The sequence below is a fragment of the Rhizobium sp. Leaf321 genome (assembly GCF_001423215.1).
In the GTDB taxonomy this organism is placed as follows: Bacteria; Pseudomonadota; Alphaproteobacteria; order Rhizobiales; family Rhizobiaceae; genus Neorhizobium; species Neorhizobium soli.
In genome coordinates, this window is record NZ_LMOF01000008.1 from 538,931 (window position 1) to 556,805 (window position 17,875).

A 17,875-nucleotide genomic window follows, 5' to 3' on the forward strand; every position below is an offset into this window, starting at 1 on the left:
TGGCGGTCAATTCCGGGTTTCGATAAGGGTGGCGTGGTATAGTTATAGCGCCGACTTCCATGACGCAAAACGGGCGGAGCCTATGAGCAAGAAAAAAGGCGACAAGAAATCCAAGTCGGGCAAGAAGAAGGACGGCGCTGGTCTTTCCGCAACCGACCTTGCGCCTGTCATTACACAGACCGCCCGGTCGATGCGCACCGCGTTGTCCCGCAGTCTGGTCGAAAGCGGCCTTTATGCCGGGCAGGACGGGGTGATCCTGGCGCTTTCCGAAGAAGACGGCATGACGCCGGGTCATCTTGCGAACCGCATGGGCGTCAAGGCTCCCACCATGACCCGCACGATCGGCCGCATGGAAGCGCAGGGATTTCTGGAGCGCCGGTCGGATGGAACGGATGGTCGCCTGACCAAGGTGCATCTGACGGAGACTGGTCTGAAGAGCGTCGAGCAGATCGGCCGCGCGGTGGCCGAGTGCGGCGAACTGGCGGTCAAAGGTCTTTCGGACAAGGAAGTTCGCACCCTTCTCAAACTTCTCAAAGCCGTCGAGCACAATCTTCAGTCGGATGAGGGCGATCGCGACTGAGGGTTGCGTTTGCCAACCTGCTCGTCCGAAAAATCCCGTCACAGGATTGTCGCAAGGAATTAAATTGTTTATTTAAACTTTAATTCGGGTGCTCTGCGTAAGAATGCAGGCTGCATGAGAACGCGGGGCTAGATGGCGCAGAAAATCAAACTGTCGACGATTGCCGAAAGTCTCGGTCTTTCAACAGCCACGATTTCGCTTGCTCTCCGGGACAGTCCGCTTGTCGCCGCCGATACCCGCGAGAAGATCAAGGAACAGGCGCGGGCGCTTGGCTATATCTACAACCGCCGTGCCGCCAGCCTTCGCACCTCGCGGTCCGGCATTATCGGTGTCGTCGTGCATGACGTGATGAACCCGTTCTACGGTGAAATCCTGAAAGCCATCGAGAGCGAGCTCGACCGCAGCCGTCATACGTTCATCCTGTCCAACCATTACGATTCGGTCGAAAAGCAGCGCACGTTCATCGAGACGCTGCTGCAGCTCGGCGGCGACGGCGTGATCATGTCGCCGGCGATCGGCACGCCGATCGAGGACATGAAGCTTGCCGAAGAAAACGGCATGCCGGCCATTCTTGTCGCCCGCTCGATGGAAGGCCTCGACCTGCCGACCTATCGCGGCGACGATGCTTACGGCATTTCGCTTGCCACCAACCATCTTATCGGACTGGGCCACCGGGCGATCGCCATGATCGGCGGCACCGACCAGACATCGACCGGTCGCGACCGTTACCAGGGCTACGTCAACGCGCTGCTGAAAGCCAATATCGAGGTCGATCCGAACCTGCGCATTCCGGGACCCCGTTCGATGCAGGGCGGGTTCGAGGCGGCGGTGCATTTCCTGTCCCTGCCGCAAAAGCCGACGGCTGCGGTCTGCTGGAACGATCTGGTGGCGATCGGCCTGATGAACGGCATCGCGCGGGCCGGGTTGACACCGGGCGTCGATATTTCCGTCACCGGCTATGACGATCTGGAACAAGCTTCGATCTCGACGCCGTCTCTGACCACCGTTTCCAACGGACAGGCCGATGTCGGGCGCTTAGCGGCGCGGGCACTGCTCGATCGTCTTGCCGGGAGCCATGAGCCTGACGGTCTCCATCTGATCAAGCCGGAAATGCGTCTGCGCCAGTCGACCGGCGTCTTTCGTCCACGCTGATTATTCTTCATAAAGAGGTTGCTGCATGTCTGAGAATCCTGCCACCATCTTCGTGCCGGGCCGTATCCATCCGCGCGTTCTGGAGCGTCTGAACGACAGTTTCGAGGTCATCTCGGCTCCGCATGCCGAACTGGCATCCGTCGACGCCGAGACGAGGGCGCGGGTGCGTGGCATCGCGGTTTCCGGCAAATGCGATGCTGCCATCATCGATGCGTTTCCCAATCTCGAAGTCATCTCCAGCTTCGGTGTCGGTTACGACGGCACCGATACGAAGACGGCGGCCGAACGGGGCATCATCGTCACCAACACGCCTGACGTCCTGAACGATGAAGTGGCCGATACAGCGATCGCGCTGCTCCTCAATACGCTGCGGCAGTTTCCGAAGGCGGAGACCTATCTGCGCGAAGGCCGGTGGGCGAGCGAAGGGCCGTTTCCGCTGTCGCCGTTTTCACTGAAGGGCCGCAGCATCGGCATTCTCGGCCTTGGCCGCATCGGTCTCGAAATCGCAAAGCGGCTTGAGCCGTTCAAGGTGACGATCGGCTATTATAGCCGCAGCCAGCGCTCGGATGTCGGCTATATCTACTATCCGTCCTTAAAGGAGATGGCTGAGGCCGTCGATACGCTGATCTGCATCGCGCCCGGGACGCCGGATACGTTCAAGATCATCAATGCGGAGATCTTCGAAGCGCTTGGGCCGGGCGGCGTGTTTATCAATGTCGGACGTGGATCGAGCGTTGACGAGGAGGCAATGATTGCCGCCCTCAGCGACAAGACGATTGCCGCGGCCGGGCTTGACGTGTTCTTCGACGAGCCGAACGTACCGGCGGAGCTGATCGCTCTCGATAATACCTGCCTTCTGCCGCATGTCGCATCCGCGTCGGTTCAGACCCGCAATGCGATGGCCGATCTTGTCGTCGACAACCTGATCGGCTGGTTCAAGGATGGCCGCGTGCTGACCCCGGTTCCGGAAACCCCCGTCAAAGGATAACTGGCAAACACGGCGAGGGCGTTTGCTTCACGCGGTGCGGGCAACCGTTGGGCTGGTCGCACCGCTTGTCGATGCCGCATAGGCGCGGGCCGCATCGCCGAACGCCCGGAACAGGGCGCCCGACGGTGCGTCGGTTTCGGCCCAGTATTCCGGATGCCACTGGACGCCAACGGCGAAATTCTTCGCGTCGATCACCGACACCGCCTCGATCGTGCCGTCTGCGGCCGTCGCCTCCACCTTCAGGCGGGTAGCGGTCTTTGCAATCGCCTGGCGGTGGAGCGAATTCACCTGGACTTCGCCGGAAAATCCGAGGAAATCCGCGATGCAGGATCCTTCCTTGACGAAGACCGGCTGGCGGATCGCGTACATCGCGTCGCGGTCTGGCACGTCGGGCTTGCGGTGGTCCCAGTTGCCCGGCTGATCCTGGATCTCGCTTGCCAGCGTGCCACCCAGCGCGACATTCAGCTCCTGGATGCCGCGACAGATGGCGAGAAGCGGAATGCCGCGCTCGATCGCGCGGCGGATCATCGGCAGCGAGGTGGCGTCGCGGCCGTGATCGAAGGGGCCGTCTCCCTCGGTCGCTTCGCGGCCGTAGAGCGACGGGTGGACGTTGCTGACGGCGCCGGAAACCAGCACGCCGTCGACCCGGTCGAGGATCGTGTCGACATCGTTGCCCTCCTCGAAGGCGGGAACGATGAAGCTCATGACGTCCGCCACTTTCAGCGCCGCATTGACATACTGGTTGGGTGTGGCGTGCCAGAGGGCGCCTTCGAATTGCCTGAGATCGGCGGGAACGGCGACGATGGGCTTGCGGCACGAGACGGGCATGAACAATCTCCAGGCGGGGCAGTGGTTCTTATCCCGTATTGCTGCCGGAGGCGGGGTGAAGTCAAGCCGTAGCGACGCCGTGCAGCGTGAACCACGACGATCGCGGAAGACGAAAGTATAATGCGGTTTAACCTTGGTCCGCCGTCATTGTTACATGGTCTGCTTGCAAGCATTCAAGCAACATGATTACCTCATCTAGGACTGGCGAGGTATGGGAGGAGACATCTTCGCGGTCTGTTCAACCCGGGAGGATTTTTGATGGATCGTCGTTCATTCCTGAAAAAGACGGCAGTCGGCGGCGCGGGAGCCGCTGCAGCCACAGTGCTTGCTGTTCCGCTTTCGACACCTGCCATTGCCCAGCAGAACCCGAAGATCAACTGGCGCCTGACATCGTCATTTCCGAAATCGCTGGACACGATTTATGGCGGCGCCGACGATATCGCGAAGCATGTTGCAGCCGCCACCGACGGCAATTTCACGATCCAGCCGTTTGCAGGTGGTGAGATCGTCCCGGGTCTGCAGGCGGCCGATGCGGTCTCCGCTGGCACGGTCGAGATGTGCCATACCTGCTCCTACTATTTTGTCGGCAAGGACCCGACCTTTGCGATCGGCACGGCGATCCCCTTCGGCATGAATGCGCGCCTGACGAACTCGTGGTTCTACCAGGGCAACGGCAATACGCTGATGAACGAGTTCTATGCCAAGCATCAGATCTACGGCATGCCGGCCGGCAATACCGGGGCCCAGATGGGCGGCTGGTTCCGCAAGGAAATCAACACCGTCGACGACTTCAAGGGCGTGAAGATGCGCATTGCCGGCATTGCCGGAAAGGTGCTGGAAAAGCTCGGTGCCGTACCGCAGCAGATCGCCGGAGGCGATATCTATCCGGCGCTGGAAAAGGGCACGATCGATGCGGCGGAGTGGGTCGGTCCCTATGACGACCACAAGCTCGGCTTCTACAAGGTGGCCAAGTATTACTACTATCCGGCTTTCTGGGAAGGCGGCCCGACAATCCATGCCTTCATCAACCTCGACAAGTGGAACAGCCTGCCAAAGCACTATCAGTCGGCGCTGACCGATGCCTGCGCCTTCGCCAATACCAACATGATGGCGAAATACGACCTGAAGAACCCGATGGCGATCAAGCAGATCGTATCGCAGGGGACGACGTTGCGGCCGTTCAGCCAGGATATCCTCGAGGCCTGCTACACGGCTGCAATGGACGTCTACAAGGGTATCTCCGCAACCAACGCGGATTTCAAGAAGGTCTACGACGACCAGGTCGCATTCAAGAAGGAAGGTTACCTCTGGATGCAGCTTTCGGAGTACACGTTCGACACGTTCATGATGATCCAGCAGCGCAACGGCAAGATCTGAACGTCTAAAGCGCTGCTTAGACACGTACCCCGGATCGCAAGGTCCGGGGTTTTCTTTTGCAGCTGAGGGATGGCGCCGGACTGGATTCACGCAATAGACGCGCTGCACGTATCCCCGGTTGTGTCGGCTCGACAATCACACGCTGGTATCTATGATGGTGGCGTTCGAAGGCAAAAGCAGAGCACTCCGTGGCCAGCCGGAGTATCGGTGAAGACGGGCTTCACCGACTTAAGGCAAAAGCCTTGCCGTCGAACAGGAGGTGATGCGATGTGGTTTCCACTGAGCATTACGTTGCTGGTTAGGAAATACCGGACGGGCTGGTCAGTGTCCGTCCGGTTCATTTTCTACATCAGATAACAAAGGGAGAGCAGAGTTCGCGCTTTGCTCTCCACTCCAATGTACTACTGCGCCGGTTTTCTGGCAAGACGAAGCCGTTAAGGGTTGATCCTCGGTGGCTCGCCGAAGTTGGGCATGCCGGGTAGTCCGGGGGCAGGTTGCGCGCCGCCGCCCTGGCCGGGTGCACCATCCATCGGCGGCAGGCCGAAATTGGGCATCTGGTTGTTGCCGCTATCATTGCCGAAGCCGGGGATTTCGATCTTGATCGTGTTGAGATCGACGTCCGGCGCCTTGTCCAGCCAGTAGGTGACGGATTCCGGCCAGAAGATGATGATGGCGACGAGGATCAACTGCATCCCGAGCCACGGAATGGCGCCGAGATAGATGTCCTTCGTCTTCACAGTCTTCGGCGCGATCGAACGCAGGTAGAAGAGTGCGAAGCCGAATGGCGGGTGCATGAACGAGGTCTGCATGTTGACGCAGAGCAGCACGCCGAACCAGATCAGGTCGATGCCGAGCGCGGTTGCGACCGGTGCCAGCATCGGCAGGACGATAAAGGCGATCTCGAAGAAATCCAGGAAGAACGCCAGGAAGAAAATGAAGATGTTGACGAAGATCAGGAAGCCGAGAGCGCCGCCCGGAATATGGGACAGCAGGAATTCGATCCAGAGCCCGCCGTTCATGCCCTGGAAGACAAGGCTGAAGCAGGTGGCGCCAACCAGGATGAAGACGACCATCGAGGTGATCGTCATGGTCGAATGCATGGCCTGCTTGACGAGGTCCCAGGTCAGGCGGCGGTGCATGGCGGCAAGCGCCATGGCGCCAACGACGCCGAGCGCGCCGGCTTCCGTCGGTGTGGCAAGTCCCATGAACAGGGTGCCGAGGACGAGGAAGATGAGCACGATCGAAGGGACCATGCCCCACAGCACTCTCAACACCAGCGCGGCATTGAGTTCGCCGCGGGCCTCCGGCGGCAGCGCCGGAACATCCTGGGGGCGGACGATCGAGGTGAAGAGAATGAACAGCAGGAAGATCACGACCTGCAGGATCGAAGGACCGATGGCGCCGAGATACATGTCGCCGACCGAACGGCCGAGCTGATCGGCCAGAACGATGAGGACGAGCGACGGCGGAATGACCTGGGTGATCGTGCCGGAGGCTGCGATTACGCCGGTCGCCAGCCGCGGATTGTAGCCGTATTTCAGCATGATCGGCAGGGAAATCACACCCATGGTGATGACGGATGCGGCAACCGTGCCGGTGATGGCGCCGAGGATCGCGCCCACGATGATCACCGCATAGGCAAGGCCGCCGGGAATTGCGCCGAACAGTTTTCCGGTGCCTTCGAGCAGGTCCTCGGCAAGACCGCAGCGTTCAAGAATGGCACCCATGAAGGTGAAGAAGGGAATGGCGAGAAGCAGGTCGTTGGAGACGATGCCGAAAATGCGCAGCGGCAGGGCCTGCATGAACGCATATTCGAAATGACCGGTGTAGATACCCAGGAAGCCGAAAAACAGCCCGACCGCGGAAAGGGAAAAGGCGACCGGAAAGCCGTAAAGCATGAAAATTATCATGCCCAGAAACATGGCCGGTGGCATTACGCCGTATTCAAACATGAGCTTGGTTTCCCCCCGGAATGGCGCGGTCTTATTGCAGTGGCTTTTCGTAGGTCGTGTCGACCTGGAGGGTGCCTGTAAGGCCGGCGATCCGCTTAATCAGCTCGGACAGGCCCTGAAAGGCAAGGAGCACGAACCCCGAGACGATGATGAATTTGACGGGCCAGCGGATCAGGCCGCCGGCATTCGAAGACACTTCGCCTTGCATGAAAGACAGGGAGAAGAACGGCCAGGACAGCCATGCCAGAAAGAGGCATGCTGGGACCAGAAAGATCACCAGGCCGATCGCATCGATCCACAACCGCTTGCGATCCGAGACGGCGCCGTAGATCAGATCGACGCGGACGTGTTCGTTGAGACGAAGCGTATGGGATGCGCCCAAGAGAACGATAAACGCGAACAGATACCACTGGATTTCCAGCCAACCATTCGAGCTGTAGTTGAACGCATAGCGAATGCAGGCATTACCGGCACTGATCAGGCAGCAGGCCAGAACGAGATAACCCGCAAATTTTCCGACGATTTCGCTGACACGGTCAATTAACGCGCTGAATTTCAACAGACCCGCCATACTCGCTCGCTCCCCAGCAGGTCTTTACCTCTGCCCGAATGAGGCGATGTAAACGAACGCTTATTAAAAGAAAAGACCCCCATAGGTCGCATAAATGCCGTTTCCAGGCATTGCGCGAAATATTATTGCGAAGGTGGTCGCGAGAGCGCATAATTGAGTTTGGAGAGTTTTAGCAATCCCTGTTACCGTTCATTGATCGCTTTTCGACGAACCCCCACAATCCAAGGGGTCGCACTCCGACAACAATCAATTTTTAAAACGTTTTCTCCATTGTCGGTCTGATGGCAAGGGAATGTGCCCCTATGAAGAATGCGGAAGCGCAAACGCTGCCGACAGAAGTGTATCTGTCGTTCGTCGAATCGCTGTTTAGAAATCGTGGAACGCTGTGGACTGGAATGGTGGTCCATATCCTGTCGTGCGCAGTGATTTTTGCGACGACGGGCTCTACCTTCTATATCATGCTGATTGCGGTGTTCTTGGCCGTCTTCACGTTCCGGGTCATCTCGTTCCGCCGCTTCGACAGTCTCGACCGTGCGGTTCTTTCCCGCGACGAGATCGAAAGCTGGGAAACACGCTACGTCTACGGCGCCGCGGCGACTGCTTTCCTTCTCGGTATCAGCAGCGCCTATGCGGTTCTTGTCCTGCGGGACATGATGGCCGCCTTCATGTGCATCGCGGTCACCATGGCGTCGATGGTGTCGATCGTCGGCCGCAACTACGGGTCTGCTCGCGCGGTTGCGCTGCAGACGACCGGCTGCTGCTTGCCGCTGATCATTGCCTGCGTGCTGACCGGCGAAATCAATCTTGCGCTGATGGCGCTCTTTCTCGTGCCGTTCGGGTTGACCACCCAGTCGATGGCGACGGGGGTGCGGGAATTTCTCTACAAGAACGTCATCGTTTCGCGCGAGATGAAGACGGTTGCCGACCAGCTCGACAGTGCGCTCAGTACCATGACGCATGCGCTGATCATGCTGGACGCCGATGGCCGGGTGCAGGTCGTCAACCGGCGCGCGCACGAATTGCTGGGACTGGGCGATGCCGAAGACCTGATGGGCGCGAGTTTCATCGCCGCCCTTCGCGACCGCGAAAATGCGTTTCCGGACGAGATCCTGACGCAGATCGGCGGCTTGCTGGAAGGGCAGGCGGGCAAGACGCTGCTGCGTCTCAATGACGACACCTATCTGGAATTCTCGCTCAGCCGCCGTTCCGAGGGCGGTCTCGTGATGATCTTCGAGGATGTCAGCGCAAGGGTCGCTGCCGAAGAGAAAATCCTTCACCTTGTTCGTTTCGACACGCTGACCGGCCTGCCGACACGGGGACATTTCACCGAACAGGTCAAACGTCGGCTGGCAAATGCAGGTCCGGAGATGTGGGCCGGGCTTGCTATTCTTGATGTCGACGGGTTCAAGCATGTCAACGACATGCGCGGCCACGTGGTTGGCGACAAGCTTCTTGCAGCAATTGCCGAACGGGCAGCGGCGTTTGCGAGCGACGAGGTTCTGATCGGCCGGCTGGTGGGCGACGAGTTCGTTCTGCTGGTGACCGGCAAAGACGGTTCTTGCGCGATCGAGGCACGTATCCGCGAGATTCATCGGACATTCGAGGGGGATTACCGGGTCGACGGGCTCAGTCTTTCGGTATCGCTCAACAGCGGTTGCGTCATTCTGCCCGCTGAAGATTTCGACATGGAATCCTGGCAGATCAAGGCGGACCTTGCCCTCAACGAGGCAAAGTCGACCGGCAACGGCACGGTTCGAACCTTCAGGCCGGAAATGGATGGTCGGTATGTGGCCGAGCAGCGTCTGCGGACCGATCTGCGCCATGCCATCGAAAACGGCCATCTGTCCGTCGTCTACCAGCCGATGTACCGGCCGGACGGGTCCGAGATGGAATGCTGCGAGGCACTGGTAAGATGGTCGCATCCCGAGCGCGGCTGGATCGGCCCCAACATCTTCATCCCGCTTGCCGAAAGCATGGGCCTGATTTCGGACGTGACCCGGTTCGTGCTGGACAAGGCATGCGCCGACTGCGCCGAATGGTCGGGCGGTATGGCGGTCTCCGTCAATCTCTCGGTCAAGGATCTTCGTGGCGGTGCGATCACGGCAATGGTGGCCGAGACTTTGGCGCGCTACAGTCTGCCTGCGGCACGGCTGCATCTGGAAGTAACCGAAAGCTGCTTCATGGAGGAGCCTGTCGCCGTGAGTGCGACGCTCAGCCGGTTGCGCGCCAACGGCGTGACGATCGCAATCGACGATTTCGGCACCGGGTTCTCGAGCCTCAGCTATCTGGATTCCCTGCCGATCGATATCGTCAAGATCGACCGCGCCTTCGTGCGCGACATCGGTACCGATCCGCGCCGCATGAAGCTTTTGAGCGGCATCGTGCATCTTTCACGCGAGCTCGATCTCCGCATCGTTCTCGAAGGCGTCGAAACCCAGGAACAGCTGGATCTCGTGCGCAAGCACAATTTTGCGGACCTGGTTCAGGGCTACATCTTCTCGCCGCCGGTGCCGGTCGATGCGCTGGAGAGTCTGCGCGTCAACGGCGTTGCTCTCAGCAAGGCAGGTAGTCGTGCCGTATCGGGCCGCAAGAACGACGCGCCGCGGTCACTGAGCGCGGCTGGATAGACGCGTTTCCCCATATCTTCACAGGCTATTTTTTGCACCCGCGGCATAAGGTTACCGCTGGCGGTTAACTATTTCTGTTTAAAATTTGTTAAACATAATTTCGGCGATTGCGATCAAGGCTCAGTTCACGGTTAATCCTGGGTTAACGTCCCATGGATAATTCACATGCCGATAAAGCAATCTGTTCCTGAAGCACCCTTTTCCGAAAAGCTCCTCGCATCCCTCGACCACATCGAATACCGCCGCATTCAGAGCGCCGAAGATTTCGAAGATATCGCCAGATTAAGATACAAAGCCTACAAGGCGCAGGATGTTCTCCCCGTTGGTGCGGTGGACATGCTCGATGAGATCGATTTCGACCGCAACGCCTATGTCTTCGGCATTCATCATTACGAAGAACTGATCGCGACGATCCGCGTCCATTACGTGACGCCTGACCATCGTGTGTGCCAGTCGACAGGCGTGTTTCCCGATGCGGTCCACGCTTTCCTCGATGCCGGGATGACGCTGATCGACCCGGCCCGGTTTGCGGTCGATCCGGCTGTCGTCGCCGAATTGCCGACGATCCCTTATATCACGCTGCGGCCCAGCATCATGGCTGCGATCCATTTCGATGCCGACCGGGTGTTGCAGCATATCCGCCCGCCGCATGCCTCGTTCTACAAGCGCATCTTCCTGGCGGATATCGTCGTGCCGCCAACGATGGCCGGCATCTACGGCTTCGAGCTCACGCTTCTTGCGTCACGCGTCAAGGAGGTAAGGCCGCAGTTGATGCGGCGGTTCCCGTTGTTCCGGTCGGAGGCCTATGAACGGCGGATGATGTTCGGCAACGAAGCGCAGTTCGACAGTCCGCCACTCACCGTTCTGCCGACCGCGAGGATCGCGGGAAGGCCGACCTCTCAGGAAATGGCGTTCGCCGAGTAGGTGTTAAAGCACCAGCCGCGGCGTGGCGCGATTGCGCTTTGAAGCGGTGTGTGTAATCTGGATCGAGAGGCGCTTTTCGGTGATCTGCCAAGGATTCGAAGAGCGAGGAGGAGGCTACCGCGCCACCCCGCCGTGATCGGCTCGTGGGCGCGGCGTTGAAGGAGATCGATGATGGACAATCACCAGAGCGGACCTATGGAGACCGGTGCTCCCATGGATTATCGCGAGCACGAGAAAACCTACGAGGGTTTTCTGGCCGCTGCAAAATGGGGCACGATGTCCACCGTCGTTCTGATGATCGCCATGGCTGCCGGCTTTTTCGGCGGCGCTGGACTTCTCGGCGGCCTCATCGTTTTCATCATCCTGAACATCGCTGGCGTCTTCCTGCTGCGCTAAGCCGGATCTGTTTCTGTCGGAGCGCGGGTGTGACGTTGCACCCGCGCGACCCTGCCGACAGGTACTCCAGACGCTATTTCATTCCATCTTCACAACACTCGTTCGCAATCTGCGAACAATCCGTCTGCGCACAATTCGCGGCAGGGCCCTAACGGATGCTGCTCCGGCATGCCATGTAGGGGGCAACACCTCTTCTCATGCGCATATTGCCGGAGCCCTATTATGAAGAAAATCGGTTTCCTATCATTCGGCCACTGGACGCCGTCGCCACAATCGCAGACGCGCTCTGCGGGCGACGTGCTGTTGCAGTCGATCGATCTTGCCGTCGCTGCCGAGGAACTCGGTGCCGACGGCGCCTATTTCCGCGTTCACCATTTCGCCCGCCAGCTGGCTTCGCCGTTTCCGCTTCTGGCCGCCGTCGGTGCGCGCACGTCGAAGATCGAGATCGGCACTGGCGTCATCGACATGCGCTATGAAAACCCGCTCTACATGGCGGAAGATGCGGGATCGGCGGATCTGATTTCGAAAGGACGTCTGCAGCTTGGCATCAGCCGCGGTTCGCCGGAACAGGTGATCGAAGGCTGGCGCTATTTTGGCTACGAGCCGGGCGAAGGAATGACCGATGCCGACATGGGTCGCCGCCACGCCGAAGTCTTTCTCGACGTGCTGAAGGGCGAGGGTTTTGCCAAACCCAACCCGCGCCCGATGTTTCCTAACCCGCCGGGCATGCTGCGTCTGGAGCCGCATTCGGAAGGGTTGCGAGACCGCATCTGGTGGGGCGCAAGCTCCGATGCAACGGCAGTCTGGGCGGCCGGGAAGGGCATGCACCTGCAGAGCTCGACCCTGAAGAACGACGAGACGGGCGAGCCTTTCCACATTCAGCAGGCAAAGCAGATCCGAGCCTATCGCGACGCCTGGAAGGCGGCCGGCCATCAGCGCGAACCGCGGGTATCGGTCAGCCGCTCGATCTTCGCGCTGACGGACGATCGCGACCGGGCCTATTTTGGCCGCGGCGGCAAGGAGCAGGACTCGGTCGGATATATCGACGATAGCACGCGGGCGATTTTTGGTCGTTCCTATGCGGCAGAACCGGAAGCCCTGATCGAGGAGCTGCGCCAGGATGAGGGCATTGCCGAGGCCGATACGCTGCTTCTGACCGTGCCGAACCAGCTCGGCGTCGACTACAACGCCCATGTCATCGAGTCGATCCTGAAGCATGTGGCGCCGGCGCTCGGCTGGCGCTGAGGGCTGTCAGCTAAAGCGCGACAGACGGTAGGGGGCGAGAAGAGGTTCTTGCGCCCCTTCCAGGATTTCGGTGGCGGCAAACAAGCCGATCGCCGGAGCGAGCGTGATGCCCGAATGGGTTACGGCAATGTAGAGGCCGGGGAGGGTTTGACCGGTCTGATCTTCGGCACGTCCGATGATCGGAAAGCCGTCCTTTGGCGTGGGGCGATAACCGACGGTGTAGAAGTCCATGACCAGGCTGTCGCCGCCTTTGACGAACCGCTTCAGTTTGCCGAACAGCTCGTCAGCCGCGCCATCCGGATCGGTACCCGGATCCATGCCGCCGAAATCGGTCCCGGCGACGAGCCGACCGTCGGCGGTTTGCCGGACATGCAGTTCCGGCGCAATGACGAGGCCGTTGAGCATCGGTGCGACCGGCGTCGAGTGGACGAGGAGACCCGGTGGTGTTTCGACCGGGACGTCTATTCCGACAGAAGCGGCAAGGGTCGTGGTGCCGGCGCCGGCGGCGAGCACGATTTCACGGGCTGTGAATTCGCCGCTGTCGGTGACCACAGTTGCGACATTGCCTTCGCCATCGCGCCTGAGGGCAGTGACCCGGATGCCTTCGGTGAGAAGCATGCCGCGTCTTTGGGCGTCTGCGATGAGGATCTCGGCGCTCGCCTGCGGCTCGGCTACACCCTCCATCGCGGCGTAAAGCGCGGTGTTAGGCACGTCGTTCAAGGCCGGTTCGATGGCGGCAATCCTGACGGCATCGACCTCAGCGATATCGTAGCCCCAGCCGGAATGCTGGCTGGCGTAGGTCGTCAAGTCAGCCTGCGACATGTCCCAGCATAGGCCGCCCGCGAAAGATAGGGGCAGGGTGGGGACGTCCTTCGCAAGGCGTTTCCATTCGGCGATGGAGCGCATGCGCAGGTCGAAATAGGCGCGCGGATTGCCCCAGCTGGCGTTGATCCAGGCGAAGGAATTCGGCGTCGCTATGCCGCCTGGTTTTTCAAAGAGAAGATGGACTTTGGCGCCTGACACTGTGAGGTGCCAGGCAATCGAGGCGCCGACAATCCCGCCGCCGATGACGATGATATCATGGCGACCGGACTGCTGCATCGTCATGGCTCCGCTTAGCTATTGCCGCCGCGCGTACGTGCCGCGCCGTCCTGGGCCGGCTTGTAGTTCGGGTCCAGACGGACGGCATGCGAGAACGAACGGTTGGCGCGGGCACGGTCGCCGCGATGCTCATACACCAGTGCCTGGTTGGCCCAGGATTCGGCGAGCTTGTCGTTCAGCTCGATAGCGCGGTTGAAGTCGGCAAACGCATTCTCGTCGTCGTTCATGGCGAGATAGGAAATACCGCGACCGTTATAAGGCTCGGCCGAGCTGGAGGAGAGCGAGATCGCCTTGGAGAAGTCGTCGATCGCCTGCGCATGCTGATTGCGGGCCTGATAGATCAGGCCGCGGTTGTGATAAGCGCGACCATCGGTCGTATCGAGATCGATGGCCTTGTTGAAGTCACTGAAGGCTTCGTTGAGGCGGCCGGCCTGGCGATAGATATTGCCGCGGCCGATCAGGGCGACGTCGTAGTTGGCATTGATCTGGAGCGCGCGGTTGTAGTCGTTCGCGGCTTCGACAGGCTTGCCCATGTTGCGATAGACGAGCGCCCTGTTCGCATAGGCCTGGTAGAACTGCGGATTGATCTGGAGCGCGCGGTTGAAGTCTTCCAGTGCCCGCTTGAATTCGCCGGCGCGACCATAGGCCGACCCGCGAATGTTGTAGCCTTCCGGATCAGACGGGTTCGAGCTGATGACGGAGGACAGGGACGAGATGTTCTGTTCCGACCCCTGGGCGCGATCGACGCTGATCATGTCCGTCGACGTGGTCGTCGAGCAGCCGGCCAGCGCGAGCACTGCCACGATACCGATCGGAGCGAGGGCCTTGCGAATTGGGGCGACGGTCAAGGAATGGCCGGAGTTTCGGGTTCCATCGGAAAAAACGGCAGTCTTGGCGGCCATCAGGCGCATGTCCTCGTATCGGGCTGTCAGGATCGGCAGAACGTGTCGGAATGTCGACTGTTCCGAATCAAAAAAGCGGCGGCGCCCATGTCGCCACCGCTCATAATCACATGAAAACGTCGAAAAAACGACCGATCAACGAGCAGCCGGACGGGCGGTTGCCGGGCGCGGCGTTGCCGGAAGAAGACCTTCGCGCTGCATGCGCTTGCGGGCCAGCTTGCGGACGCGGCGAACGGCTTCAGCCTTTTCGCGGGCGCGCTTTTCCGAAGGCTTTTCGTAGTAATCACGCATCTTCATTTCACGGAAAATGCCTTCGCGCTGCATCTTCTTCTTGAGAGCGCGGAGAGCCTGATCAACGTTGTTGTCGCGGACAAGTACCTGCACGTGAAATCCCGTTCCTTTGGTTTGTTATCGCCAGGGAATCTGCAGGATTCGAGGCGAGAGAATGTCGGAGCCCGGCGGATAGCCGAAGCGATTGGTGAAGGCACTTAACAGAGGAGATGTCAAAAGTCTACCCGCGGCTGCGGGCTTCTCAAGAATTTTACAGCCGCTGCTCCGCGCGGGGTTATATCCGCCTAGCGATGTCCTATATCCGCCACCAAGCCATAGTCGATTTGCGCCCATGCGGGAACCTGTTCCCAACCGGCCCAAGCCTTGTCCTGCCGAGCCAAGCGGGACCGAACGGAGAAATCTCATGCGTAGTGCCATTCATTCCAGTTTCGGCGATCCGTCTTCTGTCCTGTCGATCGAGGATCGCCCAATCCCGCAGCCCGGCCCCGGCCAGATCCGGATCCGCATGTCGATGGCGGCGATCCACAATCACGATCTTCTGACGGTTTCCGGGGATTACGGCTTTAAGCCCGACCTGCCCGCCGTCGCCGGCACCGAAGGAACCGGTGTCGTTGATGCGCTGGGCGAGGGTGTCTCGCACCTGAAGGTCGGGCAGCGTGTGGCGGCCTCAGGGCAGGGCACCTGGGCGGAGTATTATATCGCGTCGGCCATGGCAGCCGTGCCGCTTCCCGATTCGATTTCCGATGAGGCCGGCGCGCAGCTGATCTCGATGCCGCTCAGCGCCCTGACACTGCTCGATTTTGCGGGTGTCGAAAAAGGTGACTGGATCATCCAGAACGCGGCCAATGGTGCGGTCGGCAGGACGCTCGCGATGTTTGCGAAGCCGCGTCAAATCAATGTCATCAACCTCGTCCGACGTGACGAGGCGGTGCGCGAACTGGCGGATCTCGGCATCCAGAATGTCGTCTCGACGTCGCAGACCGGATGGCGCGAGACGGTCAATGCGCTCTCGGGCGGAGCCGCGATCAAGGCGGGGGTCGATGGCGTCGGCGGCCCGGCCTCCGGAGACCTGCTGTCGGTGCTTGGCGAAAACGGACTGCTGATCTCGTTCGGACTCATGTCGGGAACGCCGATGCAGCTTTCAGCCAGCGACATGATTTTCAAGCAGGCTGTGGTCAAGGGTTTCTGGCTCGCCAAGATCGCGCCCAAGCTTCCTGCGGAAAAGATGAAGAGCCATATCAGCGAGATCGTCGAAGCCGTCGCCAACGGCACCGTGACCCTCACCGTCTCCGAGGTCTTTGGTCTCGATAACATCGCCAAGGCGGCCAAGGCAGCCGGCGAGCACGGCCGCACCGGCAAGGTGCTGCTCCGGGCCTGATTTTGCCTCTCGATGACAAACCGGGGAAACTTTCCCCGGTTTCTGTCTGTCCAAAATTCACAGGAAGCCTGTGGCCGCGTTAACGGCCGGTCGCTCTAACGTCACGACCCCATCTTCCGTCCGCCGTCGTCACATGAACGTCGGCCGGGCCTTTCGTCCGAGGTTCCCGGGCCTGTTTTCCGCGCGTGTCGAAACAATCCTCTGAGGCGTCGCAAAACGGCCATTGCGGCGCATATTGATTTGCGATGGGTATGGTTCTACCCAAGAGCCTTACCCGGCGGATCAAGGAGACGCGGCCTCATGCGCAAATATTCGGTTTTCGCCATAGCCCGCGAGGCGATGCGCGCCCACAAGGGATGGGAGGCGCAATGGACCTCTCCCGAGCCGCGCAGCTCTTACGACGTGATCATCGTCGGTGCCGGCGGTCATGGTCTCGGTGCCGCCTATTATCTCGCCAAGGAACACGGCATCACCAATGTCGCGGTGATCGAGAAGGGCTGGCTCGGCGGCGGCAACACCGGCCGCAACACGACCATCATCCGCTCCAACTATCTCTATGAAGAGAGCATGGATATCTACGAGCATTCCCTCAAGCTGTGGGAAGGCCTGAGCCAGGAGCTCAACTACAACGTCATGTATTCGCCGCGCGGCGTGATGATGCTGTCGCACAACATTCATGACCAGCAGTCGTTCAAGCGCCATATCAATGCCAACAGGCTCTACGGTATCGACAACGAATGGCTGACGCCGGAACAGGCCAAGGCCTTCGTTCCGGTTCTCGATATTTCGAAGACGGCACGCTACGCCATCAATGGCGCCGCCCTGCAGCGCCGCGGCGGCACAGCCCGCCACGATGCCGTTGCCTGGGGCTATGCGCGCGCGGCGGCCGATCGCGGCGTCCATATCATTCAGAACTGCGAAGTCACCGGCATCCGCCGCGGACCGGGTGGCGAAGTTCAGGGCGTCGAGACTTCCAAAGGCTTTATCGGTGCCAACAAGGTCGGCGTATCGGCGGCCGGCCATTCGTCGGTGGTGATGGAAATGGCGGGCGTTCGCGTGCCCCTGCATTCCAACCCGCTGCAGGCACTGGTGTCGGAACCGCTGAAACCGATCTTCCCCTGCGTCGTCATGTCGAACACGGTTCATGCCTATATCTCGCAGTCCGACAAGGGCGAGCTGGTGATCGGCGCCGGCACCGACCAGTATAATTCATACTCGCAGACCGGCGGCCTGCAGATCATTACCCATACGCTCGACGCGATCTGCGAACTGTTTCCGATCTTCCGCCGCGTCAAGATGATGCGGCAGTGGGGCGGCATTACAGACAACACGCCGGACAGGTCGCCGATCCAGGGCGTCACCCCGGTTCCCGGGCTGTTCGTCAACTGCGGCTGGGGCACCGGTGGCTTCAAGGCAACGCCGGGCTCGGCCAACCTGTTTGCACATCTGATCGCTAAGGGCGAACCGCATAAACTGGCGTCGGGTCTCAATCTCGACCGGTTCCGCACGGGCCGCCTGATCGACGAGGCGGCAGCCGCTGCCGTCGCGCACTGATAGTGAGGG

16 protein-coding genes are annotated in these 17,875 nt (G+C 60.2%); 10 read left to right on the forward strand and 6 right to left on the reverse strand.

Features of this window, described 5'->3' with window-relative positions:
- Window positions 1-82 precede the first annotated feature (82 nt).
- The 3 genes from ASF70_RS19605 (at window position 83) to ASF70_RS19615 (ending at window position 2,720) form a co-directional block, all read left to right on the forward strand.
- Window positions 83-580, forward strand: coding sequence for a MarR family transcriptional regulator (locus ASF70_RS19605; protein WP_062461102.1), 498 nt, complete (start codon window positions 83-85; stop codon window positions 578-580).
- Window positions 581-712: 132 nt separating this feature from the next.
- Window positions 713-1,732: a LacI family DNA-binding transcriptional regulator gene (locus ASF70_RS19610; RefSeq protein ID WP_062582147.1), complete on the forward strand. Its 1,020-nt coding sequence runs from the start codon at window positions 713-715 to the stop codon at window positions 1,730-1,732.
- Between the two features lie 25 nt (window positions 1,733-1,757).
- Window positions 1,758-2,720 carry a 2-hydroxyacid dehydrogenase gene (locus ASF70_RS19615; protein WP_062582151.1) on the forward strand — a complete coding sequence of 321 codons (963 nt, stop codon included), beginning with the start codon at window positions 1,758-1,760 and terminating at the stop codon, window positions 2,718-2,720.
- Window positions 2,721-2,747: 27 nt separating this feature from the next.
- Here ASF70_RS19615 and ASF70_RS19620 read toward each other — a convergent pair whose 3' ends face one another.
- Window positions 2,748-3,548, reverse strand: coding sequence for a gamma-glutamyl-gamma-aminobutyrate hydrolase family protein (locus ASF70_RS19620; protein ID WP_062582153.1), 801 nt, complete (start codon window positions 3,546-3,548; stop codon window positions 2,748-2,750).
- 258 nt (window positions 3,549-3,806) lie between these two features.
- Between ASF70_RS19620 and ASF70_RS19625 the strand changes: the two genes are divergently transcribed.
- Window positions 3,807-4,925, forward strand: coding sequence for a TRAP transporter substrate-binding protein (locus ASF70_RS19625; protein WP_062461086.1), 1,119 nt, complete (start codon window positions 3,807-3,809; stop codon window positions 4,923-4,925).
- A gap of 434 nt (window positions 4,926-5,359) precedes the next feature.
- Here ASF70_RS19625 and ASF70_RS19630 read toward each other — a convergent pair whose 3' ends face one another.
- Complete coding sequence (locus ASF70_RS19630; RefSeq protein WP_062582155.1) at window positions 5,360-6,877, reverse strand: TRAP transporter large permease subunit; 1,518 nt, start codon at window positions 6,875-6,877, stop codon at window positions 5,360-5,362.
- Between the two features lie 31 nt (window positions 6,878-6,908).
- Window positions 6,909-7,448, reverse strand: coding sequence for a TRAP transporter small permease subunit (locus ASF70_RS19635; protein WP_062582157.1), 540 nt, complete (start codon window positions 7,446-7,448; stop codon window positions 6,909-6,911).
- Window positions 7,449-7,750: 302 nt separating this feature from the next.
- Between ASF70_RS19635 and ASF70_RS19640 the strand changes: the two genes are divergently transcribed.
- The 4 genes from ASF70_RS19640 (at window position 7,751) to ASF70_RS19655 (ending at window position 12,640) form a co-directional block, all read left to right on the forward strand.
- On the forward strand, window positions 7,751-10,075 hold the full coding sequence (locus ASF70_RS19640; protein WP_062461077.1) for a GGDEF domain-containing phosphodiesterase: 2,325 nt from the start codon (window positions 7,751-7,753) through the stop codon (window positions 10,073-10,075).
- Between the two features lie 171 nt (window positions 10,076-10,246).
- Window positions 10,247-10,999 carry a hypothetical protein gene (locus ASF70_RS19645; RefSeq protein WP_062461904.1) on the forward strand — a complete coding sequence of 251 codons (753 nt, stop codon included), beginning with the start codon at window positions 10,247-10,249 and terminating at the stop codon, window positions 10,997-10,999.
- A 171-nt stretch (window positions 11,000-11,170) separates the two neighbouring features.
- Window positions 11,171-11,395 (forward strand): aa3-type cytochrome c oxidase subunit IV, encoded by a 225-nt coding sequence (locus tag ASF70_RS19650; RefSeq protein WP_062582159.1) that lies wholly within the window; start codon window positions 11,171-11,173, stop codon window positions 11,393-11,395.
- A gap of 222 nt (window positions 11,396-11,617) precedes the next feature.
- Window positions 11,618-12,640 (forward strand): LLM class flavin-dependent oxidoreductase, encoded by a 1,023-nt coding sequence (locus ASF70_RS19655; protein WP_062461071.1) that lies wholly within the window; start codon window positions 11,618-11,620, stop codon window positions 12,638-12,640.
- Between the two features lie 6 nt (window positions 12,641-12,646).
- Here ASF70_RS19655 and ASF70_RS19660 read toward each other — a convergent pair whose 3' ends face one another.
- From ASF70_RS19660 to rpsU, 3 genes are all read right to left on the reverse strand, one after another.
- Complete coding sequence (locus tag ASF70_RS19660) at window positions 12,647-13,741, reverse strand: FAD-binding oxidoreductase (RefSeq protein WP_062582162.1); 1,095 nt, start codon at window positions 13,739-13,741, stop codon at window positions 12,647-12,649.
- A 14-nt stretch (window positions 13,742-13,755) separates the two neighbouring features.
- A complete protein-coding gene (locus ASF70_RS19665) occupies window positions 13,756-14,643 on the reverse strand; it encodes a tetratricopeptide repeat protein (RefSeq protein WP_082472031.1) in 888 nt (295 codons plus the stop codon).
- A 135-nt stretch (window positions 14,644-14,778) separates the two neighbouring features.
- On the reverse strand, window positions 14,779-15,027 hold the full coding sequence (gene rpsU, locus ASF70_RS19670; protein ID WP_062461068.1) for a 30S ribosomal protein S21: 249 nt from the start codon (window positions 15,025-15,027) through the stop codon (window positions 14,779-14,781).
- Between the two features lie 310 nt (window positions 15,028-15,337).
- Between rpsU and ASF70_RS19675 the strand changes: the two genes are divergently transcribed.
- Window positions 15,338-16,312: a zinc-binding dehydrogenase gene (locus ASF70_RS19675; protein ID WP_062582163.1), complete on the forward strand. Its 975-nt coding sequence runs from the start codon at window positions 15,338-15,340 to the stop codon at window positions 16,310-16,312.
- A 300-nt stretch (window positions 16,313-16,612) separates the two neighbouring features.
- Complete coding sequence (locus ASF70_RS19680) at window positions 16,613-17,866, forward strand: sarcosine oxidase subunit beta family protein (RefSeq protein ID WP_062461061.1); 1,254 nt, start codon at window positions 16,613-16,615, stop codon at window positions 17,864-17,866.
- The last annotated feature ends 9 nt before the right edge of the window (window positions 17,867-17,875 follow it).